The 12,719-nt window shown below is 62.6% G+C and carries 14 protein-coding genes; 4 read left to right on the top strand and 10 right to left on the bottom strand.

The window, feature by feature from the left end; translation table 11 throughout:
* Positions 1-5 precede the first annotated feature (5 nt).
* The 3 genes from AB7828_RS16250 to AB7828_RS16240 all read right to left on the bottom strand — a co-directional run bounded on the left by AB7828_RS16250 (position 6) and on the right by AB7828_RS16240 (position 2,463).
* Positions 6-494 (bottom strand): CinA family protein, encoded by a 489-nt coding sequence (locus AB7828_RS16250; RefSeq protein WP_120287056.1) that lies wholly within the window; start codon positions 492-494, stop codon positions 6-8.
* Positions 491-1,462: an MBL fold metallo-hydrolase gene (locus AB7828_RS16245; RefSeq protein WP_441230609.1), complete on the bottom strand. Its 972-nt coding sequence runs from the start codon at positions 1,460-1,462 to the stop codon at positions 491-493. Before AB7828_RS16245 ends, AB7828_RS16250 begins: the two co-directional genes overlap by 4 nt.
* 86 nt (positions 1,463-1,548) lie before the next feature.
* A complete protein-coding gene (locus AB7828_RS16240) occupies positions 1,549-2,463 on the bottom strand; it encodes a transcriptional regulator GcvA (protein ID WP_441230608.1) in 915 nt (304 codons plus the stop codon).
* A 136-nt stretch (positions 2,464-2,599) separates the two neighbouring features.
* Between AB7828_RS16240 and AB7828_RS16235 the strand changes: the two genes are divergently transcribed.
* Both AB7828_RS16235 and AB7828_RS16230 read left to right on the top strand, forming a co-directional pair.
* Positions 2,600-2,803 carry a DUF1127 domain-containing protein gene (locus AB7828_RS16235; protein WP_120287053.1) on the top strand — a complete coding sequence of 68 codons (204 nt, stop codon included), beginning with the start codon at positions 2,600-2,602 and terminating at the stop codon, positions 2,801-2,803.
* 30 nt (positions 2,804-2,833) lie between these two features.
* Positions 2,834-3,445 (top strand): N-acetyltransferase family protein, encoded by a 612-nt coding sequence (locus AB7828_RS16230; RefSeq protein ID WP_441230607.1) that lies wholly within the window; start codon positions 2,834-2,836, stop codon positions 3,443-3,445.
* Between the two features lie 108 nt (positions 3,446-3,553).
* Here the strand turns inward: AB7828_RS16230 and AB7828_RS16225 are convergent, their stop codons facing one another.
* Positions 3,554-4,393: an oxidoreductase gene (locus AB7828_RS16225; RefSeq protein ID WP_441230606.1), complete on the bottom strand. Its 840-nt coding sequence runs from the start codon at positions 4,391-4,393 to the stop codon at positions 3,554-3,556.
* 118 nt (positions 4,394-4,511) lie between these two features.
* Here AB7828_RS16225 and AB7828_RS16220 point away from each other — a divergent pair, with 118 nt between their 5' ends.
* Complete coding sequence (locus AB7828_RS16220; protein WP_441230605.1) at positions 4,512-5,402, top strand: LysR family transcriptional regulator; 891 nt, start codon at positions 4,512-4,514, stop codon at positions 5,400-5,402.
* Between the two features lie 130 nt (positions 5,403-5,532).
* Here the strand turns inward: AB7828_RS16220 and AB7828_RS16215 are convergent, their stop codons facing one another.
* Together AB7828_RS16215 and AB7828_RS16210 are read right to left on the bottom strand one after the other, a co-directional pair.
* Positions 5,533-6,366, bottom strand: a complete 834-nt coding sequence (locus tag AB7828_RS16215) for an enoyl-CoA hydratase (protein ID WP_231079366.1) — start codon at positions 6,364-6,366, stop codon at positions 5,533-5,535.
* Between the two features lie 21 nt (positions 6,367-6,387).
* The gene (locus AB7828_RS16210) at positions 6,388-7,089 is read right to left on the bottom strand and encodes an SDR family NAD(P)-dependent oxidoreductase (RefSeq protein WP_231079367.1); all 702 of its coding nucleotides are present in this window, start codon (positions 7,087-7,089) and stop codon (positions 6,388-6,390) included.
* A 90-nt stretch (positions 7,090-7,179) separates the two neighbouring features.
* Here AB7828_RS16210 and AB7828_RS16205 point away from each other — a divergent pair, with 90 nt between their 5' ends.
* Entirely contained in the window at positions 7,180-8,937 is a 1,758-nt protein-coding gene (locus AB7828_RS16205) for an acyl-CoA dehydrogenase family protein (RefSeq protein WP_441230604.1), read from the top strand.
* Positions 8,938-8,951: 14 nt separating this feature from the next.
* Here AB7828_RS16205 and AB7828_RS16200 read toward each other — a convergent pair whose 3' ends face one another.
* The 4 genes from AB7828_RS16200 to AB7828_RS16185 form a co-directional block, all read right to left on the bottom strand.
* A complete protein-coding gene (locus tag AB7828_RS16200; protein WP_441232255.1) occupies positions 8,952-10,097 on the bottom strand; it encodes an alpha/beta fold hydrolase in 1,146 nt (381 codons plus the stop codon).
* A 76-nt stretch (positions 10,098-10,173) separates the two neighbouring features.
* Complete coding sequence (locus AB7828_RS16195; RefSeq protein ID WP_441230603.1) at positions 10,174-11,412, bottom strand: class I SAM-dependent RNA methyltransferase; 1,239 nt, start codon at positions 11,410-11,412, stop codon at positions 10,174-10,176.
* The gene (locus tag AB7828_RS16190; protein ID WP_441230602.1) at positions 11,405-12,160 is read right to left on the bottom strand and encodes a TlyA family RNA methyltransferase; all 756 of its coding nucleotides are present in this window, start codon (positions 12,158-12,160) and stop codon (positions 11,405-11,407) included. Before AB7828_RS16190 ends, AB7828_RS16195 begins: the two co-directional genes overlap by 8 nt.
* A gap of 2 nt (positions 12,161-12,162) precedes the next feature.
* Complete coding sequence (locus AB7828_RS16185; protein WP_439064957.1) at positions 12,163-12,705, bottom strand: nucleoside 2-deoxyribosyltransferase; 543 nt, start codon at positions 12,703-12,705, stop codon at positions 12,163-12,165.
* Positions 12,706-12,719 lie beyond the last annotated feature (14 nt).

Below are 12,719 nucleotides of genomic sequence, written 5' to 3'. Positions count from 1 at the left end.
CTGTCCTACCCCGCCAAATTCTTCAGCAGGAACGTCAGTGCCGTCTGGGCGAAACTGCGCATGTTGCCGGAGCGGTCATTACTGCCGGTCTCCAGCGTCATGACCTCGTTCCGGGGGCCGGCGACGGCCATGCAGCTATGGCCGGCGGCATCGCCATAACGATTGCCGGAGGGGCCGGTGGCGCCGGTCTCCGACAGTCCCCAGTCGCAGCCGAGGCGGGTGCGGATCTGCGTCGCCAGCAGTTGTGCGTAGGGCTCTGAAGATGAGCGCATGCCCGGTATCCTAAACGCGTCATCGGAAATATCCATCAACACGCGCCGTGCATCGCGCGTATAGATCACGCCGCCGCCGATGAAGTAGGCGGAGGCGCCGGGCACTGCGAGCAGTGCTGCGGAGATCAACCCGCCGGTCGAGGATTCAGCTATGCCGATGGTCTGTTTGCGCGCGATCAGCTCAATCGCGATCTTCTCGGCGAGGGGAATGAGATCTCTCATGACTTCTTCCCCCAAGGTTTTGACCAGGGCCTGATCCACGGCTTCTTCGCCATTGATCCATAGACAGCGCGAATGAAATTCTTGCTGGCGGTCTCGTTCGGCGCCCATTTGGCGTCGAGATCGGCGAATGGCTTGGCCGCCAGAACCTCGTCCTCGGTCTTGCCGTCCTTGATCAGCTTGGTCATGCGATCGCGCGCCGTCACCAGCATGGTGCGATAGTCGACCAGCGCAGCCTTGTTGGCCAGCGGACCGTGGCCGGGAACGATCTTGGTGGTGTCATTCGCCAGTTTCAGATAGGCGTCGGTCGCCGCGATCATGCCCTTGATATTGCCGCCGTTGAGGACGTCGATATTGGGATAGCGGCCGTTGGTGAATGTATCACCGGTCGCAATGACATTGGCGCTCTTGAAGTAGACATAGGTGTCGCCATCGGTATGCGCGTTGTCGGGGTGGCGCAGTTCGGCGATGCGGCCGCGCAGGCTGAGTTTAAGCTGATGTGTGTAGGTGTTGGTCGGGAGCGCCGCCTTCGGCGCAGGCGGATTCTGTGCACCGGTCAGGAAGTTCGTGGTGCCTTTTTTCAGGCGGGTTCTGACCTTGACGTTGGCGACGATGGTTGCGCCTTCATTGACAAAGGCCTCGTTGCCGCCGGTATGGTCGCCGTGGAAATGCGTGTTGACCAGATACTTGACCGGCTGCGGCGTCACCGCGGCGATGGCCGCCTTGATCTTGTCGTGCAGCGGGGCAAACTGGCTGTCGACGAGGATGGCGCCCGATTTGGCGGTGGCCAGCGTCATGTTGCCGCCCTGGCCTTCGAGCATGTAGACGCCGTCACCGAGATCCGTGGTCTTGATCTCGACCTTTGAGAAGTCGGGCGGCGGCGGTGCTGCCGGCGGTGTGGACGCCTGCTGTGCGAGCGCAGGCGCCAGCGCCAGAAGGGTGAAAACCGCAGCCAGTGTCGTCCGATTCATCGCAAGCTCCATTCCGAAACAGGCCAGACTTCTAGCATGTTTCGGATGGCGATCTGCTCGCGAACACGTGATGTCTACAATGCCGATCAGCGGCCAGAACGGTCACGTTCCGGCGGGACCTGGGAGAGCAGCCAGTCGCGAAAAGCCTTCAGTTTCCGCGAATCCGACGACGCTTCGGGAGACACCAGATAGAAGCCGGCGTCGGCGGGCATGCGCATGTCGAAGGGCACCACCAGTCGGCCCTTGGCGAGATCGCCCTCCACATAGGTGGTGCGGCCGATGGCGACGCCGAGGCCGTCGATCGCAGCCTGCAGCGTCATGAAGATCATGTCGAAGGTCAGGCCGGGCTGTTTCGAAATATCGGTTGGCAATCCGGCCGCGGTGAGCCAGAGCCGCCAATCATCGTCATAGCCGCCGCTCGAATGCAGCAGCGTATAGTCCGCGAGATCCTGCGGCTTCAGCAGCGCCTTCTTTCCGGTGCGAAGCGTCGGGCTGCAGACCGGAAACAGATCGTCCGCCGTCAGCCAGTCGGCGCGGAGGCCAGGCCATTGGCCACGACCGTAACGGATCGCGGCATCGACATCGCCGCTCTTGAAATCGACCATGCTTGTCGATGTGGTGATGCGCACATCGATATCGGGATGGGCTTTCTGGAACGCTGAGATGCGCGGCAGGAGCCATTTCGAGGCCATCGATGCGAGCGTGCTCACCGTCAGCACGTGGTCATTGTCGCGGCGCTTGAGCCGGTCTGTGGCAAGACGCAGATCGTTGAAGGCCGCGCGTACGCCGGGCAGATAGTCGTGTCCCTGCGGGGTGAGTGCGAGGGCGCGGTTCTGCCGAATGAACAGTTTGAGACCAAGCTCTTCTTCCAGCCGCTTGATCTGATGGCTGATCGCCGTCTGCGTGACGTTCAACTCGCTCGCCGCATTGGTGAAGCTCAGATGGCGTGCGGCGGCTTCGAAGGCGCGCAGTCCGTTGAGTGACGGCAACCGGGTGCTCATCCGCGCTCTCTCCCTGGCGATCCACTGCTCTTGCCACACATGAGTTTGTGTCATGTGATGCGATGCACAATGTCGTTTGTGCAATGTGAGAATGAAGCCGATATTTCCTAAGTAAATTTAGCTTCAGGAGAGCAAAATGTCTACTTGCACCCATGAATCGATGACAAATCATCATGCTCCGCTCAGCGTGGCGGCCATCGCCGAGACGTTCCACGTCTGGCGGGAGCGCGCCCATCAACGCCGCGAACTGGCCCATTGGAGCGAGCGCGACATCCACGACGCCGGCCTTTCGGTGGGCGACGTGATGGCCGAGGCCAGCAAGCCGTTCTGGCGCGCGTAAGGACGGTCCGATCGTCCGGGAGCAACTGTCATGCAACATCTCAACCTCGATGACCTCGGTCAGTATTCCGATGTGGTGTTGTCACGCAGCGGCGCTGCGGTGACAGTTCGGTTTGTCGAGCTTCACGATGCGGACGCGTTGCAGGCCTATTTCCGCGGCCTGTCTGTGCGGTCGCGCTACAATCGCCTGATGGGCGCCGCCAGCGAATTGCCGGCGGGGCAGCTCGACAAGTTCATCCATGTCGGCGAGGCCGACAGTTTCTCGGTCGTAGCGACGATCTCGCGCGATGGCTCGGAGACCATTGTCGGCGAGGCCCGCTACGCGTTCGATGAAGCGACGTCCCGTTTCGAGCTGGGCCTGTCCGTTGCCGATTCCATGCAAGGGCAGGGCATCGGCGCGGCCCTTTTATCTAACCTGGAATGCCGTGCTGCTGCGCTCGGAGCCGACCAGCTCTTCGGGGATACATTGCGCTCAAACGAGGCAATGCTCGCACTGGCCCGCAAGGCCGGCTTCACATTCGCGCCGACGCCGGGCGATTGGAAGCAGGTGCGCTTCGTAAAGCAGATCGATGCGGCGCCAACCGCAAACCCATGTGCGGTCTGGCGCCTCGCAGCGCGATCCCTGCAGCCGATACTTGCCTAAGCGCGGCAACGCTCGCCACGTTCAGGCAAGGTATGATGCGACGAAGCAATTCAATCCCTCTCTAGCTCAGGATTGCTTCGTCGCATCTGCGTGTCCTGAAGACGGCGCCTATGCCGTCCCTTTCGCGAAGTCTGTTGATGTGGCCACGTCGCGCCACGCAGCCAGTTCCTTTTCGACAAAAGCATGCTTGCTCTCAATCCGCGCAACCGTGTCGCTGCCGAGCGGCAAGCGGACTGGAGGGGTCTTGGCAGCCGCGAGCTGCATGAAGGCCTTTGCCAGCTTGCTGGGATCGCCGGGCTGCGCATGATTGGCGTCGGCGGCATGGCCGCGAGTCTTGCCGACGGTGGCGTGATAGTCGCTGATCTCGAGTGCGGTGCGCACCAGCGAGTTATCGTCCAGAAAGTCGGTGCAGAAGAAGCCGGGTTCGACCACGGTGACATGGATGCCGAGCGGCGCGACTTCGGCGGCCAGTGCTTCACTGATGCCTTCGACCGCGAACTTGGTCGAGCCATAGACGCCCCAGCCGGGGAAGCCGGCATATCCGCCGACGGATGAAATGTTCATAATGTGACCCGAGCCCTGCCGGCGCATATGCGGCAGCACGGCACGGGTGACGCCGAGCAGGCCGAACACGTTGGTGGCATAGAGGCGTTCGACTTCATTGGCACTGGCTTCCTCGATCGCGCCGAGCAGGCCATAACCGGCATTGTTGACCAGCACATCGATGCGGCCGAATTTCTTCACGGCCTGACCTGCGGCCTCATGGGCCTCGGTCTCGCTGGTGACATCGAGCCGCGTCGCCAGCAGGCGCTCATGGGTGCCGAGACGTGCAGTGACAGCATTGGGATCGCGGGCCGTTGCCACGACGGCATCGCCCTGGGCCAAGGCTTCTGCCGCGATGAGGGCGCCGAAACCGCGGGATGCTCCTGTGATGAACCAGACACGCATGGTGGTCTCTCCTGTGTTGGCCCCGCGTTAGTGCAGGGCTGATGGGAGGAAACTAGCGGCTCGCCAGAACTGAAATAATCCTCTATTTGTTCCATGTGTTCATGAGTTGGATTCAACAATGAGCCTGATCGGCCCGGCCGACCTCGCCACCTTTCTGGCGATTGCCCGGCATCGCAGCTTTCGCAATGCCGCCATTGAGCTGGGCGTATCCGCCTCCGCGCTGAGCCACGCCTTGCGCGGCATCGAGGAGCGTCTTGATGTCCGGCTGGTCAATCGCACCACCCGCAGCGTCGCGCTGACGGAGGCGGGCGAGCGGTTGTTCGCGCGGGTCAGTCCGGCGTTTCAGGACATCAATGATGCGCTGGAGGACCTCAACCATTTTCGCGGCAAGCCGGCGGGGACGTTGCGCTTCAACGCCGCCCGGCAATCCGCACAGCTCGTGCTGCTGCCGATCGTCACGCGATTTCTGAAAGCCTATCCGGAGATCAATGTCGAGATTGCCGTGAATGACGGTCTTGTCGACATGGTCTCGGCCGGTTTCGATGCGGGCATCCGCTTCGGCGAAACCGTTGCGGCGGACATGATCGCGGTGCCGATCGGCCCGCGGCAGCGATCGGCGGTCGTTGCGTCACCCGGCTTCCTCAAGCAGCACAAGCTGCCGCAGACGCCGCATGAGCTGAAAGATCTGCCGTGCATCCGCTATCGCTTCTGGGGTGGCGCGCTCTATCGTTGGGAATTCGAGCGCGGCGGCATCGAGGTCGAGATCGACGTCGCGGGCGCGCTCACACTGAACGATCAGGATCTGATGGTGGACGCCGCGCTGGACGGAGCCGGACTGGCTTACGTGTTCGAAGGGCAGGTCGAGGAGTTGATCGCCAAGCGAAAGCTTGTTCGAGTCCTCGCTGACTGGTGCCCGGCCTATCCCGGCTTCTTCATGTATTATCCCAGTCGCCGACAATTGCCGGCGGCACTGCGGGCGTTTGTCGATTTTGCCAGGACGGTGGGTTGAAGTTTCATGCGCTTTGCTCTCAGTCGTCATACGCGGGCTTGACCCGCGTATCCATCTTGACCGCATGCGCATCGTTCCGACAGGTGGATTGCCGGGTCAAGCCCGGCAACGACGTGGGAGAGGCTATTCCCTAGTTGCCAGAGAAGTTTGGCTTGCGCTTCTCGATGAAGGCTTGCACCGCCTCGCGGTGATCTGCCGTCATGGTCGTGCGGATCAGCCTCTCCGCTTCATGATCCCTCGCGGTGGTGAAATCGAATGCGAGCGCTTCGTCGAGATTGTCCTTCATGTAGCGCAGCGCCAGCGTCGGTCCCTGGGCCATGCCACGGGCCATGGCGAAGGCTTCGTCCTGCAGCCTGTCGTCAGGCACCACGCGGTTGAACAGACCGATGGCTTCGGCGCGGCTTGCCTCGACCTTATCGGCCGTGAACATCAACTCGCGCGCGCGGGCTGTGCCGACGAGCCGCGTCAGCAGCCAGGCGATGCCGTAATCGCCGCTGAGGCCGACGCGCAGATAGCCGGTGGAAACGAAAGCCGATTGCGCCGCGATGCGGATGTCGCAGGCCATGGCTATGGCAAGGCCGGCGCCTGCAGCGGGGCCGGGCAGGGCGGCAATGGTCGGCTTGCGTACGGCGACCAGCGCACCGGTCAGCAGGCGCTGGCGCTCCTGCAGGTCGGCAACGCGTTCGTCGAAGGACATATCGAGCGTGGACTGCTTGCGATGAGCGCCCATGCCCTTCACGTCCCCGCCGGAGCAGAAGGCCGTGCCGGCGCCTGTAATCAGTAGCGCGCCGACATCGGGGTTTTCGCCGCAGGTGCGGATCATCGTGCGCAATGCGGGCGTGAGATGATCCGACAGCGAGTTGCGCGCTTCCGGCCGGTTCAGGGTGATGACGGCAACGCGCTCGCGGATCTCACACAGCAGTTCACTGGTGCCGGTGTCGATGATCTTTGCGGCTTCACTCATGTATCTCGCCCCGTTCTCGCGTCAGAATTTCTCGACCCATGGACGGATTTCGAGCTCCGAACTCCAGGCACTGCGCGGCTGCTGTAGCACGTTCCAGTAATTCATGGCGATGGCATCGGGGTCGAGCATCGAATCCGGCCTGTCCGCGGGCTCGATCCGCACCGAACTGCGAATGCCGCCATCGATGACAAAGTGGGCGATGTGGATCCCTTGCGGTGCAAACTCGCGGGCCAACGACTGCGCCATGCCGCGCAAAGCGAACTTGCCCATGGCGAAGGGGGCCGATTGCGCAAAGCCCTTGATACTCGCGGAGGCACCGGTGAACAGGATGGCGCCGTGCTTGTTGGGCAACATGCGCTGCAATGCCTGTTGTGCGACCAGAAATCCGCCGAAGGCGCTAACTGCGATGGATTGTGCAACATCGGGAGGTGCGAGCTCGATGAAAGGTCCGCGGGCGCGCTGGCTGGCATTGTAAACGACGATATCGGGCGCGCCGATCTGGCGTTCGGCATCTGCAAACAATTTGGCGACATCTCCAGCCTGGGTCGCGTCGCAGGCAAAGGCCTTGGCGCCGGTCTCCTGGCACAGCGCATCCAGCTTGACGGGATTGCGGGCGGCGAGTGCGACGCGGATGCCCTGTTTGGACAGCAGCCTCGCCAGCGATGCGCTGATGCCCTCACCGACACCGACGATCAAAGCGGTTTCGTAATGCGGAATTTCCATGGATCAAATCTCCGGCTGGGCACTTTATTCGCTGGCGCGGTAGGCGCATGATGAAGATGGAAACGCAACTGCCAAACACAAGAGGCCGTCATGAACGCCCATGCCCAGATCGCCGCCAATCTGATCGCACCCGACACGTCCGGCATGAATTTCTACCGCGCCGATCCGGCGCTGACCGATCTGCTGCGCATTCATCTGCCGGAGGATCTGTTCAAGCATATCGAGCCGCATCTCGATCGGCTGGGTGGCCTTGTCGGTGGTCCGCTCGATGAAGCCGGGCGGATGGCCGACAAGCATGGGCCCGTGCTGCATCAGCGCGACAAGTTCGGCCAGGACGTTCAGTGGGTGGAATATCACCCGGCCTATCGCGAACTGGAGAACGCAGCCTTCGGCGAGTTCGGCATTCACGCGCTGTCGCACCGCAAGGGCATTATGGGCTGGCCCTCGACCTATCCGGTGGCGGCCAAACACGCCTTTACGTTCCTGTTCAACCAGGCCGAGTTCGGCATGGGCTGCCCGATCAATGTCACCGACGGTGCTGCGAAGCTGCTGTCGAATTACGGCGACGATGCGCTCAAGGCGAAATATCTCGACGGGCTGACGCAGACCGACATGAGCAAGCTGACCCAGGGCGGCCAGTTCATGACCGAGAAGGAAGGCGGCTCCGACGTCGGCAAGCTGACGACGCGGGCCGTGCAGGAGGGCGATCACTGGCGGCTGTATGGAGAAAAGTGGTTCTGCTCCAATGCCGATGCGAAGGTCGTGATGCTGCTGGCGCGGCCGGAAGGTGCGGTCGGCGGCACCAAGGGCGTCGGCCTGTTCCTGATGCCGCGGACGCTCGATGACGGCACGCCCAATCACTACCGGATCGTGCGCCTGAAGGACAAGCTCGGCACGCGGTCGATGGCATCAGGTGAGATCAAGCTTGAGGGCGCTATCGCTTATGCCGTCGGCAAGCTCGATCGCGGCTTCGTGCAGATGGCCGAGATGGTGAATTCGTCGCGCCTGTCGAATGGCGTGAAGTCGACCTCGCTGATGCGCCGCGCCTGGCACGATGCGATGGCAGTCGCGCGTGGACGTGTCGTGTTCGGCCAGCGCATTATCGACATGCCGCTGGCGCGGCGGCAGTTGATGAAGATCATGCTGGCGACCGAGCAGGCGTTGTCGATGAGCTTCCTCACCGCGGATGCGCTGGACCGTGCCGAAGCCGGCAGTCAGGATGCTGCAGCGCTGCTGCGGATCCTGACGCCGACGCTGAAATTCCGTGCGACGCGTGACGCGCGCAAGGTCTGCGGGGATGCGATGGAGATGCGCGGCGGTGTCGGTTACATTGAGGAATTCGCCACCGCGCGGCTGCTGCGCGATGCGCATCTCGGCTCGATCTGGGAAGGCACCGGCAATATCGTCGCGCTCGACGCGCTGACGCGTGCGGTGGGCCGGCACGGTGCCGAGGCTGCGCTTGCTGCCGACTTGCATGCGCGGCTGGACGATTCTCCGAGCGTACCGCAGGCATGGCGGGATCGCCTGCGCGGTCTGACAGACAAGGCGATCGACTTTGCCCGTGAGGTGGCTGCACGTTCGGACAATGAGGGCGATGCCCGCCGCGCAACGAGCTCGCTGTATCATGTGGCCAGCGCCGTGGCACTCACATGGGAGGCGCACCGCATCCACGCCCGGCGCGGCGACGCGCGGCGCCTGCTGCTGTCGCGCCTCGTGATCGATCATCGCCTGATGACGCCCGATCCGTTTGCTGTGATCGAAAGCGAAACGCAGAAACAGATCGTCGCGCATCTGCTGGGTGAGCGCGATGTCAGCATGGAGGAGGCCAGTCGGCTGATGCTGGGCTGACCTGATCGCAGGGACTATGAGCGCGGACCGTTGTCTTTCAGGAACTTGAGCAGCAAGCGGCTGACCTCTTGTGGTTGTTCCTGCTGCACCCAATGGCCTGCGCCGTCGATCAGGTGCATCGCGCGCATATTCGTGCAGGCGCTGTTTTGCATCGTCTCGATGGCGCCGGGACGCTGATAGATGCCCCAGTCCTGCTTGCCCGAAATGAAAGCTGAAGGGACGTCGATGGTGCGACCGGCAAACGTCTCGTAGTCGGCATTGAACGCGCCTGTCGTGTTGCAGCGGTACCATTGCAATCCGCCCTGGAAGCCGGTGCGGGCATATTCACCGGCATAGAAGGCCAGTTCATTGTCCGGCAGCCATTTGCATGATGCGATCTGATCGGGCGTCGGCATCTCTGCCGCGACGGTCTCGGCCATGGTCTGGTCGCGGTCCATTACATAATAGGCCGGAAGTTTCGCAAGTTCATTCGCCGTCCAGCCCTGCAATGGAGTGGGCGTGTTGCCCGGCCAGTCCGCACTCTTGTGATGATAATAGGCGCGCAGGAAATCATGCACGCCTTGCGGTGCGTGTTGCATATGAGCGTTGGCAGCACGCGTCGCGTAGTACCACTGATAGTGGATACGCGGCCGCGGCAGTGCGGCGAGGTCGCGATGCACGGGATCTTCCGCCTTTGGCGGAGCCGGCTGATCGGCGGTACCGAAAGGCAGCGGCGGAGGTCCGGCGAAGGGCGCGCTCATCAGCACGACGGATTTGAAGACATCCGGCCGCACCAGTGCGCACCATGCTGCGACCGAGCTGCCGTAGTCGTGTCCGACCACGGCGTCGACATGGCGGTAGCCGAAGGCGGCGACGAGGCCGACCGCATCGCGCACGAGGTTGAGCAGATTGAAGGGACGCAGATCGCCATCATAGTCTGCGCTCCAGCCGGTGGTACGACCATAGCCGCGTTGGTCCGGCGCAATCACGTGATAGCCGGCCGCGGCGAGCTGCGGCATGACCTTGCGCCAGCTGAAGGCCAGCTCGGGAAATCCGTGTACCAGCAGGATGCAGGGCCGGCCTTTGGTTTCAAAGCCGGCCTCCAGCACATGGACACGCAAACCGTTGATGCCCTCGACGAAGCGCGAGCGAATTCCAGCCGGCAGAATGTTGGGATCGATGGGTGTCACGTCGCCTCCATGCTGCACTTGTGCGGCAGCGTGAGTGCACTCCAGCGCAAGCACCGTGAAAAGACAACTAGCGTTTGAAGCGGGCCACCAATTCGATATGGGGCGTATGCCGGAACTGGTCCACGGGTGTGACGCTCTCGAGCTTGTAGCCGCCATCGATCAGGATCTTTGCATCGCGTGCGAAGGTCTGGACGTTGCACGACACGGCGACGACGACGGGGATCTTGCTTGCCGCGAGCCGTTCGACTTGTGCCTGTGCGCCCTGGCGCGGCGGATCGAACACAACAGCGTCGAAGTCGCGCAGCTCCTGCGGCACCAGTGGACGGCGAAACAGGTCGCGCATCTCGGCCTTGATCGGCTTCAGACCCTTGGTGTCCTTAATGGCCTGTTGCAGCGAGGTGATGGCGCCTGCGTCGCTATCGAAAGCTGTAATCTTCGACTTGGTGGCCAACTGCAGCGCGAAGGGACCGATGCCGCAGAACAGGTCGGCAATGTTCTTCGCGCCTTTGCAGAGCTGGAGCACAAGCGCCGCCAATGTCTCTTCACCGGCGGCCGTGGCCTGCAGGAATGAGCCCGGCGGCAGTGTAACCTGTGCGCTGCCCATCGTGACCACAGGCGGTACGCGCATCAGCACGAGTTCACCATGCCGCGTGAGGCGCGCGAGTTTGTGCGCTTCAGCGATGCGCGACAGCGCTGTGATGATCGCGGTCGGCAATGGCCCGGTGCCGCGGACGTCGATATCGAGTCCGTTACTGGCCGCTGTCACCTGAATGTCCAGCGGCTTGCTGACCGGCTTCAACACCTCGGCCAGCGCGCGCGCGGCATCGAGCGCGCCATCCAGTGCAGGATCCAGGATCGGGCACGCGTCAATGGCGATGATCGCGTGGCTCGCGGATGCGGCAAAGCCGACACGCAGCTCGCCATCACTACCACGCCGGGCATGCAACGTTACGCGGCGGCGGCCGGCGCCATGAGCATCAACGATCGGATCGACCGGGCAGGTGATCTTCGCCTGCGCCAGCGTGTCGATCACGATCTGGCGCTTCCAGGCCTGATAGGGATCGGGTTGCCAATGCTGGATGGCGCAGCCGCCGCAGCGCGTGAAGTAGGTGCAGAACGGATCAATTCGTTCCGAGCTGGCGGTGTCGATCTGCAGCAATCGTCGACGCTCCGGATGTTCGTCGTCGCGTTCCGTCTCGACGATCTCATGCGCCAGCGTGTAGGGCACGAACAGCGACGCGCCACTGGTGAGGCTGACGCCGTCGCCGCGCTGGCCGACATGATCGATGGTCAGGTGTTCAGCCACGCCGGGCACCCATGAAGAACTCGATATTGCCATCGCCGCCTGTGATCGACGACGGGAAGACCTCGATATCGGTGCAGCCGAGCGTCCTGGCAAAATCCGTGATGTCGTCGCAGATGGCCTGATGCACGGCAGCGTTCTTGATGATGCCGCGCTTGGATTGCTTCCGGTCGGCCTCGAATTGCGGCTTGATCAGCGCCAGCAGGCTCATCGGCGCCGCGGCGAGCGACAGCGCGACAGGCAGCACCGCCTTGAGCGAGATGAAGCTGACATCGATTACCACGACGTCGGGCCGCGCCGGCAGGCGCTTGTTCTCATAGTTGCGGATATCCGTTTCTTCCATCGAGATGATTTTCGGATGGCCGTGCAGCGATGGATGAAGCTGGCTGTGCCCGACATCGATGGAGAAGACCATGCTGGCGCCGTTGGCGAGCAGCACTTCTGTAAAACCGCCGGTGGAGGCGCCGACGTCGAGGCAGACGTGGTCCTCGATCTCGATCGGATATAGCTCGAGCGCGCCGGCCAGCTTGACCCCGCCGCGCGAGACCCAGGGATGCGCCGGTTCAGCCTCGATCGCGGCGTCGAGCAGTAGCGGTTCTGACGCTTTGGCGACCGCTTTGCCGTTGGCCTTCACAAGCCCCGCTTCGATGGCGGCTTGCGCACGCGCGCGGCTTTCGAAAATTCCGCGGTCGACGAGAAGCGTATCGGCGCGTTTGCGCGGCGCGGCAGCAGTGTTCTGAGATTTCGTCATGGTCAGTACGATGCAGCAAGTTTCAAACAGGCTTCGAAGCTCGTCAGATCCTGCCAGAGATCATTGGGTGCTTCGCGGGGGACGATCATGGGCGCGCCATAGAGATCGAGCGCGTGGATCATCATTAGATTGTCGGCGAGGCCGAAATTTTCGACGGTGAGCCCATCCGCATCCACCAGATGTCCGTCCCGATCGGTGACCTCTGTCATGCGGCGGACACGGTCGATATAGAGCGTGGGGTCATTGCAATAGCCGAAGCAGAGCTTGCCGTGGCCCGCCATATAGCCAAGCTCGAACACCGTGCCGGCATCGGCGCTGGGACCGCGGAACGGCGTGAGATTGGCGATGATAATGTCGCAATGATTCATCATCGCTTCGTTGCCGTGGAAGATCTGGCGCGAAGCGTCGCCGGCATTGATGTCGATGGCGTTATCGAGCGGGAAGAACCCGTGCGCGCCGTAGCGCTTGCAGAGCGCGACCTTCTGCCGGCCGATCTCGGCGGCATTGGGCAGGAACACGTCGGGGCCTGCGAGATAGATATTCATGAAGTCCCCGTCTC

The sequence above is a fragment of the Tardiphaga sp. 215_C5_N2_1 genome (assembly GCF_052076055.1).
GTDB lineage: Bacteria > Pseudomonadota > Alphaproteobacteria > Rhizobiales > Xanthobacteraceae > Tardiphaga > Tardiphaga robiniae.
Note: the sequence above shows the minus strand (reverse complement) of the source record. Positions and strands in the feature narration are given on the sequence as shown.